Below are 17,174 nucleotides of genomic sequence, written 5' to 3'. Positions count from 1 at the left end.
AATCTTCTATATTGCTTTCAATATGGAAGATTTTTTTATGAACAGTACACTGGAACAGATTCAGCAGTTTTAGCAGCAGAGTTTCCGCAAAGCCTTGAGCATTGTGAAGTCATTGAGGTACAGCCTCAAACCTCAACTGTTCGTTACTATGTTAGTGAGAGTCAGTTGCGCCCGGGTGGGACTATTTCTGGGCCAACCATAATGACGATCGCGGACTTTGCGCTGTATGTCGCGATTCTGGGAGAGATTGGTCTGGTGGGATTGGCTGTCACTACCAATATCAATATTAATTTTTTGCGTAAGCCAGATGGAAAGCATGATCTGATTGGAAAATGCCGCCTGATGAAAGTCGGAAAATCGCTCATTGTCGGAGAAGTTTGGGTCTATTCAGAAGGCATGGAAGAGCCTGTTGCACATGTCACCGGAACTTACGCGATTCCGGCTAAATTAGTATCTTAATCACATAAATTAAAAAATCTGTATGATGTATCAATAATCATGAAAAATTTGTGAATTCAAATATTTGTCGTTTAGTTATAATTTGTTCTATTGATTTTAGAATCGCTATACAAAACTACTTCTTGCACAAATAATGAGGCAAAATTTGCCAGAAGATTGGGGGAATCAATGGCGACCGCAGATCATGAAATTGTGCAACTGTTTCAGCAGAAGCTACATCCACTTGCTATAAAACTGGTAGAAATGCTTAATGAGCATTATTCCCATCAGACTGAACGCCGTGGTTGTGGTTATACCCAAGCCACACGTGTACTCGCAGAATATATCAATAGCCCACGAGATCCACAGGAATTTCAGGATCTTAAATTATTCGATGACTTTAATTACAAATCACTGAAATCTATTCTCGATCAGCAGGCTTCATATGGTCTGCAGCTTGACTCTTGGCGTAATCTGGATCTGAATAATTCGCTTCATCAGTTTATCGGTGCAGCTACAGATAGCGATTTCAAGCAATCTATAGTTCAGGTACAAGAACAGCAACAGATTTTGCGTAGTCTGCAAGAGCAGGCACAACTGGAAGAAAGCAAACTGCTCTGTAGCATGATTGAAGATGTGATTTTGCCAAAAACGGCAGCTGCTACGGACTTGGTAGAACTATGTACGCGTGTAGAGAAGCCTAAAGTAGGCTCATGTCCGATGGCAGAAAACTTCTTTTTGAAAATTGCCCACCATCGGGTGCTTCGTGGTGGTGAGATCAATATTTTTGTAGATCATCAAAATCGCCCATTACTGCTGGAAAAGCTGAATATGGGCGATAACCATTCCTGTATCAGTCTGGTACCTCTCTTAATGAATGGCGTACGTCTGCCCGCAGGATCATTATTCTCGGTGGATTATGACCGTGATGCTATCCAGAATAAACAGCCGAATAAGCAATATAAGGGTTTCGTGATTCCTTATGATGAGATTCCGGGATTCTGGTTCCTGCGTCTGACGACACTGGCTGTGTCACCACAGAACCGTAAACGGGCCTTCAGTACCCATTTCCAGCAACAGGTAGACAATGGCTTGTACAGTCCAGGTACTACTGAGTTGCAACAATTGCTTGAAGTCGCGCAAGCGCAGCTCTAAGGCCACTCTATATGCTTGATGTCTGTTATTCACCTGACTATTTTGCGCATACACATACCAATAGTATGGAAAAACTTACTGCGGTGGCTGAAGCTTTAAAATCCTGGCCGGACATCCGCTTCCATGAGCCTGAGGATCTAGATTTGAACCTGCTCAGGCAATTGCATGATCCAAACTATGTTGAAGCTTTCCTGACTGGAACTCCGGAAAAACTGGCGACTTTTGCCGGTTTTAAACCTTGGAATGAACAGCTTCGGGATGCGGTACTGAAAATAAATTCCGGTCAGATTCTCGCGGCTGAATTGGCCTGGAAACACGGTATTTCTGCCAATATTGCTCAAGGCTTCCATCATGCAGTATATGAATATGGTGGTGCTTTTTGTAGCTTGAATGGTCTGGCTTTGGTGGCTCAGAAGTTTCCAGACAAACGTATCTTTGTGCTGGATTGTGATCAGCATGGCGGTAATGGCACTGCAGAATTTACCCGCCGTTTAGATAACCTGTTTAGCTTCAGTATTTTTGGCTTGCCTTTTGGCTGTCCCAGTTATGAACGTGCAATGACGCGGCATATTCATAAGGACCAAGGTAGTTTTACGGAATACAGTCAGGCGATCCATGAAGGCTTTGAACAAGCCTTGGCATGGAAGGCGGATCTGATTATTTATCAGGCGGGAATGGATTGCCATCAGCATGATCCATTTGGATCTTCCTGGCTAACAACTGAGTTGCTACAACAGCGTGAAGAACTGGTATTTAATCTAGCCAGAAAGCATCAAATCCCAATGATGTTTGTACTGGCAGGTGGTTATCAAAACCTGGAGCAGCTGGTTCAGATTCACCTGAAAACCTTTGAAGCTGCCATAAAGATATATAGCAAATAAAAAAACCGGATCATGAGATCCGGTTTTTTTATGATTAAGTGTTTAAACTTCTGCTGTATTCACCAATGGCTGTTCCACTTTAAAACTTGGTGGAATCAGTACGGTTTTACGTAACTCCGGCAACTGTTCTGGATAATCCAGCGTATAGTGTAGGCCACGGGATTCTTTACGTTGCATGGCACAGCGTACAATCATCTCTGATACCATTACCAGATTACGCAGTTCAATCAGGTTTTTGCTGACCTGATAGTCCTGATAATATTCGGTAATCTCTTTTTTCAGCATTTCAATACGGTGCAGGGCACGTTCCAGACGTTTGGTGGTACGTACAATACCCACATAGTTCCACATGGTCTGACGCAGTTCATCCCAGTTTTGCAGGATCACTACATCTTCATCAGGATTCGTCACCTGTGAATCATCCCAAGCAGGAACTTCAGACACGGATTGATCCGATTTAAAATTTTCCTGAATATGCTTGGCTGCACTCATACCATAAACAAAGCATTCCAGTAGTGAGTTACTGGCCATACGATTGGCGCCATGCAGGCCAGTATAAGAAGTCTCACCGATGGCATATAGACCCGCAATATCAGTCTGACTATTCTCATCTACCACTACACCGCCACAGGTATAGTGTGCTGCTGGTACGACAGGAATCATTTCCTTGGTGATATCAATTCCCAACTCGAATAGACGTGCATACAGGGTCGGGAAGTGCTCTTTAATAAAGTCTTCATCTTTATGGGTAATGTCCAGCCAGACATGGCGGATACCCAGGCGTTTGATTTCATAGTCAATCGCACGCGCAACAATATCACGCGGTGCCAGTTCAGCACGTTCATCAAAACGCAACATGAAGCGCTCACCATCTGGTAAGCGTAAGTACGCACCTTCACCACGCATGGCTTCTGTAATCAGAAATGAACGCGCTTGCGGGTGGTATAAACAGGTGGGATGGAACTGGTTGAATTCCATGTTGGCGACACGACAACCGGCACGATAAGCCATCGCAATACCATCACCAGTCGCAATATCTGGATTGGAAGTGTATAGATAAGCCTTCATTGCGCCACCACAGGCTAGGGCAGTAAATGGTGCCAGGAAAGTATGTACCTGCTCTGTATTTTCATCTAATGCATACAGACCGAGCGCCCGGTTTTCACCTGCATGACCAAGTTTCTTGGAGCAGATCAGATCAATCGCAATATAATTTTCAAAGATATGAATATTCTGCTTTTCTTGAGCACGCTGTACCAAAGTAGTGGAAATCGCACGTCCTGTAGCATCTGCTGCATGAATAATGCGGCGCTGAGAATGGCCCCCTTCACGGGTCAAATGCAGCTGTTCCTGTTCATCTAGTGTGAACTGCACACCATGTTTGAGCAGGAAGTCGACAGAAGGCTTGCCACCTTCAACAGTCTGCTTGACAGCATCCATTTCACAAAGCTGCGCCCCGGCAACCATGGTGTCATCAATATGCTGTTCGAGAGAATCCATTTCATCAAGTACGGCTGCCACACCCCCTTGGGCATAAAATGTACTTGCATCCGTAAGTGTTGATTTGGCTAAAACCGCGATATTAAAATGTTCTGGTAGAGATAAGGCTAAACTTAAGCCGGCGCCGCCGCTGCCCACAATAATCACATCAAAATGATGTGTCGTGTGTAAATTAGACATGACTATTCAGCTAACTGAAAAAAAGTCCGGTTATCACAGCGCTTTTTTATCCAAAAGGCAAGCATTTATCTACTTATGAATTTATGAAAAAAAGTAATGAAAGCTGAAACTTAAGTCTTTAAAAATGGCATAATGTCAGTAAATAGAAGAAGAACATTTTGTTACTTAAACTTTGTATAGTTTATGATAAAACTGATTTAAATAGGTTTATCAATCATTTGAGTGAATGAAAACATGAAAATCTTGGATGTTAAACATGGAATATTTGCTGCAACGTTGACCATGACAGCATTGCAGGCAGAGGCAGCCACTCCAGTTGATTTTTCAAATCTGGTTGCACAAGTCAGTCCGGCAGTGGTAAGTGTCAATGTTGTTAAAAAAATGTCCGAACAAGAGTTATTACAACAACAGATTCCAGATATTTTACGCCGTTTCTTTGGCAATCAGGTCATCATTCCTCAGCCGCGTGCACCTCAGGAAAAGACGGGATATGGCAGCGCTTTCTTTATCAGTAAAGATGGCTATTTGCTGACCAATCACCATGTTATTGAAAATGCGTCCAAGGTGACTATTACCTTAAATGACCGTCGTGAAATTGATGCAACTGTGGTAGGGAGCGATGAACGTACTGATGTAGCTTTGCTCAAAGTAACTGGAGCAGGTTTCCCGGAATTACGCACGGGTGATGTCGGACGTTTACGTGTCGGTGAGCCTGTACTCGCCATTGGGTCACCCTTTGGTTTTGACTATTCGGCTTCTGCCGGAATTGTCAGTGCCAAGATGCGTAATATGATGGGTGAAACTGCAGTGCCATTCATTCAGACTGACGTCGCCTTAAACCCGGGGAACTCTGGTGGACCGTTATTTAACCAGCAGGGTGAAGTGGTTGGAGTGAATTCACGTATCTTCAGTGGTACTGGTGGTTATATGGGCTTATCGTTCTCCATTCCAATTGATGTGGCAATGGAAGTGGCTGACCAGTTGAAACGTAATGGTAAAGTTACCCGTTCTTATCTGGGCGTAAGCTTGCAGGATATTGACCGTAACCTGGCGGAATCTTATAAGCTGTCTAAGCCGGAAGGTTCTTTAGTGACTCAGATTGCACCAAACTCGCCAGCGGCCAAAGCAGGCTTACAGGCGGGAGATGTGATTCTTAAATATAACGGGACTGATATTTCCCGTACCAGCGAATTATTGAACTACCTAAACCGCTCTGCACCAAAACAGCAGATTCAGTTAGAAGTACTGCGTGATGACAAGCGTCGTAATATCAATGCGACATTAAGTACAGCACCGGACGATACGCCAGCAAATGCCAGTAATCAGGCGCAACCTAACAAAGGACCAATCATCGGGGTAACTATCCGTAACCTGACACCAAATGAAATGAGTAGTCTGGATGTCAAAGGTGGTGTAGTGATTCAGGATGTGCGTCCAGGTGGTGTCGCGGCACAGGCACGTATCATGCCGAATGATGTGGTGACCAATATTAATGGCAAGACTGTTCTGAACAGCAACCAGTTTGTGGAAACTGTATCTGAATTAAACAAAGGTAGCGTCGCGCGGGTAACACTCATCCGTCAGGGACAGCGCGTGATCGTAGGGATGCGAGTCTCATAAATGCATCATTTGTTCGTAAAAACCGTCTGTACTCAGGCGGTTTTTTAATATTTGGCAATTTACCCTGCAAATAAATTCTGTAGACTCTTAGACGCTAAATGATCTAAAGGATAAGAAACGCGTGAAGGGTATTTTTGACCTGAAGTTAACGGTAAAACCAGAACATATTGATATCTTGGGGCATGTAAATAATGTGATCTATGTGCAATGGATGCAGGATGTTGCAACCGCACATATTGAACAGATCGGATTGGGTTTAAAGCAGTATCTGGAACTAAAGCATGCCATGGTCGCGGTAGAACATCATGTGCAGTATCGCAAGGCTGCATTTGAAGGCGATGAGCTGATTCTGCGTACCTGGCTGAATGATATCAATGCACTTTACTCATTCCGCCAGTATGCCTTCTATCGCCCCGTAGATCAGGGTTTACTCTTTACCGGTAGTACGCAATGGGCCTGTGTAGAAATTGCCACTGGCCGTCCGAAGCGGATGTCACCGACATTTACCCAAGCCTATCAACCCTTATCAGCAGATATCAATCCTTTGGATTTTAGCCAGTTGTATTTTGCAGATTAAATATGAGTAAAAAACAGATTTAAGTTTGGTGGTCTGTATTTAAATCATAATCGCTCTGATGTTGCCAAAACATGGCCAGAGCGATTTCTTTGCAAGCAAAGTAGTGGATTGAGCTACGAAAATATAATTCTTTTTCTGGAACTGCATTCTGCTATAATCCTCGGCAATTTCTATTCGGCTTTTGTTGTGCAATCTCTTTATATTGCATGGCGCGTTTTTTTCTCAAGGTAGCCCATGGCGCAAGCTAAAAAATCTGTTGATATTAAAAACATTCGTAACTTCTCGATTATTGCGCATATTGACCACGGTAAATCGACCCTGGCGGATCGATTCATTCAAACCTGTGGTGGTTTGCAGGATCGTGAAATGCAGGCTCAGGTTCTTGATTCTATGGAACTTGAACGCGAACGTGGGATTACCATTAAAGCGGCATCGGTGACTTTGTACTACACACACCCGAATGGTCAGGAATATCAGTTGAACTTCATTGATACGCCGGGACACGTGGACTTCTCTTATGAAGTATCACGTTCGCTTGCTGCGTGTGAAGGTGCATTATTAGTTGTGGACGCAGCACAGGGTGTAGAAGCACAGTCTGTTGCCAACTGCTATACCGCAATTGAGCAAGGTCTGGAAGTACTCCCGGTTCTCAACAAGATTGACTTGCCTCAGGCTGAACCTGAACGTGTAATTCAGGAAATCGAAGATATCATTGGTATTGAAGCTACTGAAGCACCGACCTGTTCTGCAAAAACAGGCCTAGGTATTGAAGGTGTGCTAGAAACTTTGGTGAATGTGATTCCTGCGCCAACAGGTGACCGTGATGCACCCCTACAAGCGCTGATTATCGACTCATGGTTCGATAACTACCTCGGCGTTGTGTCTTTGGTTCGTGTGAAACAGGGTTGTGTGCGTAAAGGCGACAAGATGTTGATGAAATCAACTGGTCAGACGCACATCATTACGTCAGTCGGTATCTTTAATCCAAAACATACAGAAACCGATATTCTTGAAGCGGGTGAAGTAGGTTTTGTGATCGCGGGCATTAAAGACATCTTTGGTGCGCCAGTAGGTGATACGATCACACTTGCATCCACGCCAGAGGTTGAAGTATTGCCAGGTTTCAAGAAGGTAAAACCTCAGGTTTATGCAGGTCTGTTCCCGATTGATGCCAGTGACTTTGAACCTTTCCGTGAAGCGCTGCAAAAATTACAGATTAACGACTCTGCCTTGTTCTTTGAACCTGAAAGTTCAGATGCACTCGGTTTTGGTTTCCGTTGTGGCTTCCTTGGTATGCTGCATATGGAGATTGTGCAGGAGCGCTTAGAACGTGAATATGATCTGGATCTGATTTCATCTGCACCGACTGTAATTTATGAAGCGGTGATGAAAAATGGTCAAACGATCTATGTCGACAGTCCATCAAAAATGCCAGATGGTTCAACTGTAGAAGATCTGCGTGAACCGATTGCAGAATGTCATATTCTGGTACCACAAGAATACCTGGGTAATGTGATGACTTTGTGTGTGGAGCGCCGTGGTGTGCAAAAAGACATGAAGTTCATGAGTAATCAGGTTTCAATTACCTTCGAAATTCCGATGGCTGAAGTGGTCATGGATTTCTTCGATAAACTGAAGTCTTGCTCACGCGGTTTTGCATCACTGGACTATAACTTTGTGCGCTTTGAAAGCTCATCATTGGTTAAAGTTGATGTCCTGATCAATGGTGACAAAGTGGATGCCTTGGCAATGATCTGCCACCGTCAGGATGCACGTCACCGTGGTATTGCCCTGGTTGAAAAAATGAAAGACCTGATTCCACGTCAAATGTTCGATGTGGCGATTCAGGCAGCCATTGGTGCGCAAATTATTGCCCGTTCTACTGTAAAAGCGATGCGTAAAAACGTATTGGCCAAGTGTTATGGTGGTGACGTGTCACGTAAGAAGAAACTTCTTGCGAAACAGAAAGAAGGTAAGAAACGTATGAAACAGGTGGGTAGTGTTGAAATCCCACAAGAAGCGTTCTTAGCTGTATTAAAAGTCGAACGCTAAAATAATAAGGATATAAGCCCATGGATTTTGATTTTAATTTAATTCTTGTTCCTGCCACGTTGTTTTTTATTGCAATCTGGCTGCTTGATAAGTTTGTTCTGAAACAGCGACAGACCAAAGGCAAGGGCAATGAAAATTTTATCATTACTTGGGCTTATGACTTTTGGCCAGTTCTGACTGTTGTGCTGGTACTGCGTTCATTCTTGTACGAACCTTTTAATATTCCATCTGATTCCATGGTGCCAACTTTGGAAACAGGTGACTTCATTCTGGTCAATAAATTCGATTATGGCGTGCGCCTGCCCATCATAAATAGCAAAATTATTGATACTGGAAGTCCAGAACGTGGTGAAGTAGCGGTATTCCGTTATCCACCACAACCTGGCATTAGCTATATCAAGCGTATCGTAGGTTTGCCAGGCGATCATATTGTCTATGACCATGGTCAACTGATTATTAATGGTGAAAAAGTCACTAAAGTTCCTGTTGAATTTAGCCGTGAAAAAGACCGTTTAGATACTCCTGAATCGGTTTATCACAAAGAGACTTTAGGTGAGCATACCTTTACCATGCGTGAGCTTGAAGGGGTAAATGTGGCGCGTCAGGCACCATTTATCAACTTTGTGGAAAATGGTAAATATTCAGGTGAAAATGGTTTATATTGGGAAGTGAAAGTTCCAGAGGGTCAGTACTTTGCGATGGGGGATAATCGTGATCAGAGTGCTGACAGTCGCTTTTGGGGATTTGTTCCGGAAGAAAATTTAACCGGTCGCGCATTCTATGTGTGGATGCATAAAGAACCTGGCTTCAAATTACCTTCATTCAGTCGAAACGGAGCAATTGATTAATCCATTGTTTCAACTAGGAAAATAAAAATGAGACATCAACAAGGTGCATCGTATATTGCAATATTATTTGCAATTACGGGGTTTGCTTTTTTAGCAAAAATCGCAATTGCGGTATGGGGACCGTATTTCGATGATCGTCTGGTAGATAATCAGATTGAAGAGTTATTGAAAACAGCTCCTGCAAATATCACGCCGGAGAAATTTAATTCGGATCTGTCTAAGCGTTTAGAGATGAATAATATTCGTGATTTTGACATTAAGCAGAATATTATTCTCGACAATGCGCAAGCGATGGTCGTAAGAAAGAATTACGAAGTTCGCAAGAACTTCCTAATGAATATCGATTTAGTGATGAAGTTTGAGAAAGAGTTTGATCAAAGCACAGTCAAAGCTAAATGATGAACGTCTTGCCAAGCGAATCGGCTATCAGTTCAAACAGGCTGATTTGCTGAAACTGGCATTGACCCATCGTTCAGTCAGTCATAAACACAACTACGAGCGCCTGGAATTTCTGGGCGATTCACTTTTAGGGATGATTATTGCCAATTATCTCTTCACTGCTTACCCACACGAAAACGAAGGTCGGTTGACACGTATGCGTGCGACTTTAGTACGTCAGGAAGCATTGGGGAAAATTGCCAATGATCTAAAACTCAGTCAGAACCTGATCCTCAGTACGGGTGAGTTGAAGTCGGGCGGACATCATCGTGAGTCTATTCTGGCGGATACAGTTGAGGCGATTATTGGTGCAATCTATGTCGATTGTAGCGATCTCAAAGTTCTGGAAGCCATTGTGCTAAAATGGTATGAGCCATATTTAGACCATATTGAGCCGACGGATCAGTTGAAAGATCCAAAATCACGTCTGCAAGAGTATTTACAAGCACGTAAAAAGCCTCTCCCGGTTTACGAGGTTGTAGATATTCAGGGTGATGCCCCAAACCAGCACTTCAAGGTGGAGTGCCGGATTGAGGACTTACCTATCCTGATTGGCGAAGGTTCAAGTCGCCGTTTCGCTGAACAAGCAGTTGCAGCGGAAATTTTAAAACTATTGGAGCATAAGTCTTAATGACTACTCATTCCGATCACATTGATGCTGATCACGAGTCGCAAAGCGACAGCAATGACTTAATTAGTCAATTTTTTAGCCAACAAGGCACTGAAATTCCATCGGATTACCGCAGTGGTTTTGTTGCTATTGTGGGTCGTCCAAATGTGGGTAAATCCACATTGATGAACCATATTTTGGGACAGAAACTTTCGATTACTTCACGTAAGCCACAAACAACACGTCACAAGATTGTGGGGATTGATTCGCGTGAAAAATCTCAGGCAGTATTTGTCGATACCCCAGGGATGCACAAGAAAGAAGTACGTGCCATCAATAAAATGATGAACCGCGCTGCGCACTCTGCATTACGTGATGTAAACCTGGTTTTATTTGTTGTCGATGCAGATAAGTGGACACCAAACGACGACCTGGTTTTAGAAAAGCTGAAAAATGCGGATATGCCGGTCATTCTAGTGATCAATAAGATTGATACACTGGAAAATAAAAACCATGCATTACCATTGATTCAAGAACGCGCCAAACTGATGAACTTTGCGGAAATCGTACCGGTTTCTGCGCTTCGTGGTGCTAACCTTGAACACTTACGCGATACGATTGCTAAGTATCTGCCATTCCAGCCACCGCTATATTCACTGGATCAGCTTACCGATCGTTCAGAGCGTTTCCTGGCGTCTGAAATTATCCGTGAAAAGATCATGCGTCAGTTGGGTGAAGAGCTGCCATACGATTTAACTGTTCAGATCGAATCTTTTAAAACTGAAGAGCCGACTTTGAATGAGAAAACCGGTCGTATGAAGCCGGCATGTACCTATATCGATGCGACTATTTTTGTTGATCGCCCTGGTCAGAAAGCCATTGTGATTGGTGAAAAAGGCTCTAAGCTGAAAAAAATCGGCATGGATGCGCGTGTTGATATGGAAAAAATGTTCGAACAGAAAATCATGCTGACGCTTTGGGTGAAAGTTAAAGGCGGTTGGTCTGATGATGAGCGAGCATTGAAAAGCTTAGGTTATAGCGATATTTAATTTTGCAGGAACGGATCATGATGAAATTGTTGGCGATTACTGCATGTGTTTTATTCTTGCAGGGTTGTATTCATAAAGTTGTGACCGTTCCAGTGAAAGTTGCTTATAAAACCACAAAAGTCGCAGTCAAAGGCACTGCGGCTGTTGTGGGCGCCGCCATTCCGGATGGGGATGACGAAGAAGATGAGAAAAATTCAAAGAAGAATAAAGATTAAAGAAGCAGCCTATGCGTAATGAAGTGCTGCATGGATATCTGATCCATCATCGAAAATATCGTGATCGTAGCCATATTGTGCATTTATTTACCCAGGAATATGGTCGTATCGATGGGATTTTAAGACAGACGCCACCTCCGCAATATCAACCGATCAGCTTGCAAGCATCCGGTAAATCGGAACTCAAAAATTTTACTAAACTCGAAATTGTCAATCAGCCCATTTTCTTTTTTGGGGATGCATTCTTTTCAGGATTTTATCTGAATGAGATTTTGTTGCGACTGTGCCCACTTGAGGTAGAAATGCCACAGACTTATGCCAAATATGGCGAAACTTTAGTGGCTTTGCAGCAGCTTTCTAATCAAAGCGATCCGAATACTTATCTCAAGCAGATCTTGCGTCAGTTTGAACATGTCTTGCTGGAAGAACTCGGCTATGGTCTGGATTTTTCGGTCGATGCCAATCAGGCGGTTATCGATCCTCAACAACATTACTATTTTCAGCTCAATGATGGCTTTATGCCGACCGCCAAAGAAAGTCGTACAACTTTATCTGGACAGCAGATTTTAACTATGCTGAGCCATGAAAATGGTAGGGATTTTAATCCAGAACAGTTACAATTACTGACGAAGCTTTATCGACAGGTGATTACTGCCTTATTGGGTGACCGACCACTGAAAAGTCGACAATTGTGGATCCAAAATTCAAACTCTCAATCGTAGTTAGGAAAATATTATGGCTGCATTACTTGGTGTCAATATTGACCATGTCGCAACTTTAAGACAAGCACGTGGTACGACGTACCCAGACCCAGTCAATGCTGCATTGATCTGCGAACAGGCGGGGGCGGAGGGCATTACCCTGCATTTGCGTGAAGACCGTCGTCATATTCAGGATAATGATGTACGTCGTATGCGTCCGGTATTGACCACGCAGATGAATCTGGAAATGGCAGTGACGGATGAAATGGTCGCTTTTGCTAAAGAAATTCAACCGCAGCATGTCTGTTTCGTGCCTGAGAAACGTCAGGAAGTCACTACAGAAGGTGGTCTGGATGTAGTTGGTCATTTTGAAGATGTAAAAAAAGCCACTCAAGAGCTGACTGCGATTGGCTGTGATGTGTCGCTATTTATTGATGCTGACTTTGCTCAGATCGATGCTGCAGTTGCTTGTGGTGCGCCAACGATTGAAATCCATACCGGTGCTTATGCGGATGCTGAAACGCCTGAAGCACAACAGGCTGAACTAGAGCGCATTATTAAAGGTGCTGAATACGCTGCATCGAAAGGTCTAGTGGTGAATGCAGGGCATGGCTTGAATTTGGATAATGTTACGCCGATTGCGGCTATTCCTCAGATTCACGAACTTAATATTGGTCACTCGATTATTGCAGATGCAGTATTTGTGGGGCTGGCGCAAGCTGTACAGCAAATGAAAGCTGCCATTAAAGCTGCACGTTAAGATTGAAAGAAATTTATGTCAAATACTGATTATGATGATCTCATGAAGCCAGTCATTGGTTTCCTGGGTTGTGAAACACCAAAAGCCTGGGTGGATGAAGCATTAAAAAATTTAGAAATTTTGATGCAAGATCATGCCAATTGTGAAAAGAAAGCCGCCAGTACGGCGATGAACTTAATGTTCCGCTATAGCTACTTTGTTGATTTACAAGTCAAGCTGGCACAGCTGGTGCGTGAAGAAATGCTGCACTATGAGCAGGTACTTGAACTGATGGCAAAACGTGGTCAGGAGTGGACTGGTCTCAGTGCAGGGCGTTATGCAGGTGGTTTACGTAAAGAAATTCGTACCTATGAGCCTGAAGCGCTGATTGATGTATTGGTTGTGGGCGCATTTGTAGAAGCACGTTCTTGTGAGCGTTTCTACTCGCTTGCACCGCATGTTGATGAAGAGCTAGGGCGCTATTACCGTTACCTGCTCAAGTCCGAGTCTCGCCATTTTGAGGACTATCTGGCCTTGGCGATGGATGTGGCAAAAACTGCAAAACTGAAAAACCCGAAAGAAGATATTCAGGCGCGCATTGAGCATATCCGTGAAGTAGAAAAGAATCTGATTTTAAGTCCAGATGAGATGTTCCGCTTCCATAGCGGCGTGCCAGTGCAAGCTGCTTAAAGTATCTTTTAAAAAATCCTCCACATTGGGGGATTTTTTTTATGTGTTAAATAAAAATAGCCTAAGCATTTTTCTTCATTTTTTACCTCGTTTTTAATCAACTTATTAACTAGGAATCAAATTAATATAAAGAAATTGCGCAAAAGGATGAGGAGGGAATTTACTTTTTAAAAATGATGCAACTTACTAAATTTAAAAACGGGTTTAACTTTATTTGCTGAAAAGTGATTTACGATAAAGCCTCTCTTGGACTTTCTAATATTAATTCTTAAATTTAGGCAATAAAAAAGCCCAAGTCTTAAATGCTTGGGCTTTCTTGAATTTGGCTCTCCCACCTGGGCTCGAACCAGGGACCTGCGGATTAACAGTCCGTCGCTCTACCGACTGAGCTATGGGAGAATCTGAATGCGATTATAGAGAGATTTTGACAGGGGTCAAGCAAAAACTCTCATATTTATTGCAAATATGGTTTGTCTGATTTTAATTTAGACAATCAAATGTAAATTTAAAAAAAAGCTTGTCAGCCCATAAGCGAATTGCTAAATTGAAAAAATAAAGTCGTTTGACCAGATGGTCAAACAGTGTGGATTTAAACCTACTTGCCAGCACAAAAATGGCTAAACCGGAGAAAGCGAATGAATACGCTCACTATCCCTCTAATTTTCTCGCAGCTGTCTTTTTATCAAGAAAACTACCTTGATATTATTCAAGATTCTACTCAATATTTTACTCCTGTTACTGGCGCTGAAATCCGTTTATGGCCCTTAGCTGCAAAACAGTTGTATTTGGGTGACTTGCTACAATTGTGGTTTGCAGAAAAATGGCTGGTTGAAAAGGAACGTCAATTTAGCTTTGAACTATTTCTGAATGCGCCTGAAACACCACCAAAAGATCTGTTTATTTATGCTATTTCGGGTAATCTCCTCACAGGCTCAAATCAGTCTAAAGTTTGGCAGACATCGACTGCACAGGCTCAAGAACTGAGTCTGGCGAATGTCTCTAAGCATTATTTTGAGTATCAAGCTTTGACTCAGCCCAAAGCTGCGCAAGCACCACAGACCAAGTGGGGCGTGCTTTAAGCCTTTCTTAAGCTAAGATGATTTAACGAAAAATCATGCAGGTCGCGGTTGCATGAGCATACAGCTTGCCATCTTCATCGATAATTTTTCCTTCCGAGATTGCAAGATTTTTGCTGGTATTAATGACCAGACCAACAGCAGTCAACGGTTTGTTTTGTGGAATGGGGCGACACATTTTAATATTGAGATCAATCGTGCCATACCCTACACCTGCTTCTAAAACGGTATGAATAGCACAGCCTGTTACGGTATCTAGTACTGTTGCAGCAAAGCCTCCATGTACACCGCCTAAAGGGTTTAAATGGCGTTGATCTGCCTGCACCTCAAACGTAACCTGACCACTTTCAACTAAAGTGGGTTTCATTGGAATGGTTGCTGCCATAGAAGGCATCGGCAGGTTGCCATTACACATTTCTTGCATAATCTGTAAGCCGGAAAGATTTTTGATATTCATTAGCTGTCCTTATTGTTTTGGATTCTGAGTGGATTCCTAAATTCTAGATGGATGGAGATTCAAGTAGCCATTAAAAATTATATGATCGAAGTATGCAGGGTTTTTACCCTGGTTTAAAAATATATATAAAAATGAGAAATAGTCATGAAAGCAAGATGTCTATGTGGTGCAACACAATTTGAAGTGCAACTCAGGAACCATGAAGTTGCTGCCTGCCATTGCTCGATGTGCCGCCGCCAAACGGGTGGGCCATTGATGTCTATCGATATCGAAGATATCAATTTTATCGATCAGCAGCATTTATCTGTTTTTAACTCTTCAGAATGGGCGGAGCGAGGCTTTTGTAGTATTTGTGGTACTTTTATTTTTTGGCGAACTAAAGATCATTCATTTACCAATATCAATGTGTTTACATTGGAGGAGTTACCTGAGGATCTGGATTTTAATCTGGAGATTTATGTGGATCAGCAGCCAACCTTTTATTCATTTAATAGCCAAACCCAAAAAATGACTGAAGCTGAAGTCATCGAGAGGTTTAATTCAGATCACCCATAATTTTAATTTTGAAAGTACAGAATTTAAGATAAATAATTTAAAGGAAACTAAATAAAAAACCCGCGATAAACGCGGGTTTTTTTATTTAAAAACTTAAGAAAGTCTTTAAATTATTGAGCAGCTTTTTCAGCTTCGATAGAAGCGATCGCAGCATCTACGCCTTCGATTGAATCAGCGGCTTTCTTGATGCGTGCAAGCGCATCTACAAGAACTTCGTCAGCAGTTGCGTAAGAGATACGCATGAAACCGCCTAGACCGAATGCATCACCAGGAACAACTGCAACACCAGTTTCTTCCAGTAACCAGGCAGAGAATTCTGTGCAAGATTTAAGACCTTTTGCACGAATCAATGGTTTGATGTTCGCGTATGCGTAGAATGCACCGTCAGCAGGTAGGCAAGAAATACCATTGATGTCATTCAAGCCTTTCATAACCAGGTCATGACGACGTTTGAATGCTTCAATCATTGGCTCAAGTACGTCTTGAGGACCATTTAATGCAGCTTCTGCAGCAACTTGTGAAATAGAAGTTGGGTTAGAAGTTGATTGAGATTGAATTTTCTTCATTGCGCCAATCAGTTTTGCAGGACCCGCTGCGTAGCCGATACGCCAGCCAGTCATTGCATAGGCTTTAGACACACCATTCAATACGATTGTACGGTCGTAAAGGTCTGGAGCAACAGTTGCGATGTTGTAGAACTCGTCATCCCAACGGATTGGTTCGTACATGTCGTCAGACGCGATATACACTTCTGGATATTTACGCAGTACTGCAGCTAAAGCTTCTAATTCAGCTTTAGTGTAGATCATGCCTGTAGGGTTAGAAGGGCTGTTCAATACCACTAGACGAGTTTTGTCAGTGATCGCAGCTTCTAATTGTTCAGGAGTAATTTTGAAACGTTGTTCTTCACCACATTTCACAATAACTGGAACACCTTCAGCAATGATCACCATATCAGGGTAGCTTACCCAGAATGGTGCAGGGATGATGACTTCATCACCTTTGTTTAACAAAGCAAGTGCCAAGTTAAAGAATGATTGTTTACCACCACAAGAAACCAGGATCTGGTTTGCTGCATAGTCAAGGTTATTGTCACGTTTGAATTTGGCAATAATGGCTTTTTTAAGGCCTGGCGTACCGTCAACAGCGGTGTATTTGGTGAAACCGTTGTTAATCGCTGCAATTGCTGCATCTTTGATGTGTTGTGGTGTATCAAAATCTGGTTCACCTGCACCCAAGCCAATTACGTTATGACCTGCAGCTTTAAGTTCAGCAGCTTTGTTAGTCACAGCTAGCGTTGGGGACGGTTTGATGGCATTTACACGATCAGAGAGACGTACGTCCACGGCAGTATTCCTTCTTATAGGGATTAAAAAATAAAAAGCACAATATC

18 protein-coding genes, 1 tRNA gene and 1 pseudogene are annotated in these 17,174 nt (G+C 42.8%); 16 read left to right on the top strand and 4 right to left on the bottom strand.

The window, feature by feature from the left end:
* The first annotated feature begins 37 nt into the window (after positions 1-37).
* The 3 genes and pseudogenes from IHE35_RS09770 to IHE35_RS09760 all read left to right on the top strand — a co-directional run bounded on the left by IHE35_RS09770 (position 38) and on the right by IHE35_RS09760 (position 2,474).
* A pseudogene (locus IHE35_RS09770) lies at positions 38-459 on the top strand (PaaI family thioesterase).
* Positions 460-627: 168 nt separating this feature from the next.
* Positions 628-1,593 carry a hypothetical protein gene (locus tag IHE35_RS09765; protein ID WP_242787206.1) on the top strand — a complete coding sequence of 322 codons (966 nt, stop codon included), beginning with the start codon at positions 628-630 and terminating at the stop codon, positions 1,591-1,593.
* A gap of 11 nt (positions 1,594-1,604) precedes the next feature.
* Positions 1,605-2,474: a histone deacetylase gene (locus IHE35_RS09760; protein ID WP_242787205.1), complete on the top strand. Its 870-nt coding sequence runs from the start codon at positions 1,605-1,607 to the stop codon at positions 2,472-2,474.
* Between the two features lie 42 nt (positions 2,475-2,516).
* Here the strand turns inward: IHE35_RS09760 and nadB are convergent, their stop codons facing one another.
* Complete coding sequence (gene nadB, locus IHE35_RS09755) at positions 2,517-4,160, bottom strand: L-aspartate oxidase (protein WP_242789991.1); 1,644 nt, start codon at positions 4,158-4,160, stop codon at positions 2,517-2,519.
* A gap of 228 nt (positions 4,161-4,388) precedes the next feature.
* Here nadB and IHE35_RS09750 point away from each other — a divergent pair, with 228 nt between their 5' ends.
* The 11 genes from IHE35_RS09750 (at position 4,389) to IHE35_RS09700 (ending at position 13,693) form a co-directional block, all read left to right on the top strand.
* On the top strand, positions 4,389-5,774 hold the full coding sequence (locus IHE35_RS09750; protein ID WP_242787204.1) for a Do family serine endopeptidase: 1,386 nt from the start codon (positions 4,389-4,391) through the stop codon (positions 5,772-5,774).
* Positions 5,775-5,895: 121 nt separating this feature from the next.
* Entirely contained in the window at positions 5,896-6,351 is a 456-nt protein-coding gene (locus IHE35_RS09745) for a thioesterase family protein (protein WP_242787203.1), read from the top strand.
* A 234-nt stretch (positions 6,352-6,585) separates the two neighbouring features.
* The gene (gene lepA / locus IHE35_RS09740) at positions 6,586-8,403 is read left to right on the top strand and encodes a translation elongation factor 4 (RefSeq protein WP_242787202.1); all 1,818 of its coding nucleotides are present in this window, start codon (positions 6,586-6,588) and stop codon (positions 8,401-8,403) included.
* Between the two features lie 20 nt (positions 8,404-8,423).
* On the top strand, positions 8,424-9,251 hold the full coding sequence (gene lepB / locus IHE35_RS09735; RefSeq protein ID WP_242787201.1) for a signal peptidase I: 828 nt from the start codon (positions 8,424-8,426) through the stop codon (positions 9,249-9,251).
* 27 nt (positions 9,252-9,278) lie between these two features.
* On the top strand, positions 9,279-9,650 hold the full coding sequence (locus tag IHE35_RS09730; protein ID WP_242787200.1) for a DUF4845 domain-containing protein: 372 nt from the start codon (positions 9,279-9,281) through the stop codon (positions 9,648-9,650).
* On the top strand, positions 9,610-10,320 hold the full coding sequence (rnc, locus tag IHE35_RS09725) for a ribonuclease III (protein ID WP_242787199.1): 711 nt from the start codon (positions 9,610-9,612) through the stop codon (positions 10,318-10,320). Before IHE35_RS09730 ends, rnc begins: the two co-directional genes overlap by 41 nt.
* The gene (gene era / locus IHE35_RS09720; protein WP_242787198.1) at positions 10,320-11,348 is read left to right on the top strand and encodes a GTPase Era; all 1,029 of its coding nucleotides are present in this window, start codon (positions 10,320-10,322) and stop codon (positions 11,346-11,348) included. The genes rnc and era overlap by 1 nt, the downstream gene beginning before the upstream one ends.
* A 17-nt stretch (positions 11,349-11,365) precedes the next feature.
* Positions 11,366-11,563, top strand: coding sequence for an NF038104 family lipoprotein (locus IHE35_RS09715; RefSeq protein ID WP_163165494.1), 198 nt, complete (start codon positions 11,366-11,368; stop codon positions 11,561-11,563).
* Positions 11,564-11,574: 11 nt separating this feature from the next.
* Positions 11,575-12,285, top strand: a complete 711-nt coding sequence (locus IHE35_RS09710) for a DNA repair protein RecO C-terminal domain-containing protein (protein ID WP_242787197.1) — start codon at positions 11,575-11,577, stop codon at positions 12,283-12,285.
* Positions 12,286-12,298: 13 nt separating this feature from the next.
* On the top strand, positions 12,299-13,024 hold the full coding sequence (gene pdxJ, locus IHE35_RS09705; protein WP_242787196.1) for a pyridoxine 5'-phosphate synthase: 726 nt from the start codon (positions 12,299-12,301) through the stop codon (positions 13,022-13,024).
* A 15-nt stretch (positions 13,025-13,039) separates the two neighbouring features.
* Positions 13,040-13,693: a tRNA-(ms[2]io[6]A)-hydroxylase gene (locus tag IHE35_RS09700; RefSeq protein WP_242787195.1), complete on the top strand. Its 654-nt coding sequence runs from the start codon at positions 13,040-13,042 to the stop codon at positions 13,691-13,693.
* Between the two features lie 323 nt (positions 13,694-14,016).
* Here the strand turns inward: IHE35_RS09700 and IHE35_RS09695 are convergent.
* A tRNA-Asn gene (locus tag IHE35_RS09695) sits at positions 14,017-14,092 on the bottom strand.
* Positions 14,093-14,328: 236 nt separating this feature from the next.
* Here IHE35_RS09695 and IHE35_RS09690 point away from each other — a divergent pair.
* Complete coding sequence (locus tag IHE35_RS09690) at positions 14,329-14,772, top strand: hypothetical protein (protein ID WP_242787194.1); 444 nt, start codon at positions 14,329-14,331, stop codon at positions 14,770-14,772.
* Positions 14,773-14,794: 22 nt separating this feature from the next.
* On the opposite strand, the gene IHE35_RS09685 is transcribed toward IHE35_RS09690, so the two are convergent.
* A complete protein-coding gene (locus tag IHE35_RS09685; RefSeq protein WP_242787193.1) occupies positions 14,795-15,226 on the bottom strand; it encodes a PaaI family thioesterase in 432 nt (143 codons plus the stop codon).
* 144 nt (positions 15,227-15,370) lie between these two features.
* Between IHE35_RS09685 and IHE35_RS09680 the strand changes: the two genes are divergently transcribed.
* Entirely contained in the window at positions 15,371-15,781 is a 411-nt protein-coding gene (locus IHE35_RS09680) for a GFA family protein (protein WP_242787192.1), read from the top strand.
* A 110-nt stretch (positions 15,782-15,891) separates the two neighbouring features.
* On the opposite strand, the gene IHE35_RS09675 is transcribed toward IHE35_RS09680, so the two are convergent.
* Positions 15,892-17,127: a pyridoxal phosphate-dependent aminotransferase gene (locus tag IHE35_RS09675; protein ID WP_242787191.1), complete on the bottom strand. Its 1,236-nt coding sequence runs from the start codon at positions 17,125-17,127 to the stop codon at positions 15,892-15,894.
* Between the last annotated feature and the right edge of the window lie 47 nt (positions 17,128-17,174).

It is taken from the genome of Acinetobacter sp. ASP199 (assembly GCF_022700675.1).
Taxonomy (GTDB): Bacteria; Pseudomonadota; Gammaproteobacteria; order Pseudomonadales; family Moraxellaceae; genus Acinetobacter.
The sequence above is the reverse complement of the archived record's forward strand: the minus strand, read 5'-3'. Positions and strand labels throughout refer to the sequence as shown.

Bases quoted from the DNA above. Each gene is read 5' to 3' on its own strand.
- pdxJ (WP_242787196.1), top strand. From the start codon at position 12,299: ATGGCTGCATTACTTGGTGTCAATATTGACCATGTCGCAACTTTAAGA.
- IHE35_RS09680 (WP_242787192.1), top strand. From the start codon at position 15,371: ATGAAAGCAAGATGTCTATGTGGTGCAACACAATTTGAAGTGCAACTC.
- IHE35_RS09715 (WP_163165494.1), top strand. From the start codon at position 11,366: ATGATGAAATTGTTGGCGATTACTGCATGTGTTTTATTCTTGCAGGGT.
- lepA (WP_242787202.1), top strand. From the start codon at position 6,586: ATGGCGCAAGCTAAAAAATCTGTTGATATTAAAAACATTCGTAACTTC.
- lepB (WP_242787201.1), top strand. From the start codon at position 8,424: ATGGATTTTGATTTTAATTTAATTCTTGTTCCTGCCACGTTGTTTTTT.
- IHE35_RS09700 (WP_242787195.1), top strand. From the start codon at position 13,040: ATGTCAAATACTGATTATGATGATCTCATGAAGCCAGTCATTGGTTTC.
- IHE35_RS09750 (WP_242787204.1), top strand. From the start codon at position 4,389: ATGAAAATCTTGGATGTTAAACATGGAATATTTGCTGCAACGTTGACC.
- IHE35_RS09760 (WP_242787205.1), top strand. From the start codon at position 1,605: ATGCTTGATGTCTGTTATTCACCTGACTATTTTGCGCATACACATACC.
- IHE35_RS09690 (WP_242787194.1), top strand. From the start codon at position 14,329: ATGAATACGCTCACTATCCCTCTAATTTTCTCGCAGCTGTCTTTTTAT.
- era (WP_242787198.1), top strand. From the start codon at position 10,320: ATGACTACTCATTCCGATCACATTGATGCTGATCACGAGTCGCAAAGC.
- IHE35_RS09710 (WP_242787197.1), top strand. From the start codon at position 11,575: ATGCGTAATGAAGTGCTGCATGGATATCTGATCCATCATCGAAAATAT.
- IHE35_RS09685 (WP_242787193.1), bottom strand. From the start codon at position 15,226: ATGAATATCAAAAATCTTTCCGGCTTACAGATTATGCAAGAAATGTGT.
- IHE35_RS09730 (WP_242787200.1), top strand. From the start codon at position 9,279: ATGAGACATCAACAAGGTGCATCGTATATTGCAATATTATTTGCAATT.
- IHE35_RS09765 (WP_242787206.1), top strand. From the start codon at position 628: ATGGCGACCGCAGATCATGAAATTGTGCAACTGTTTCAGCAGAAGCTA.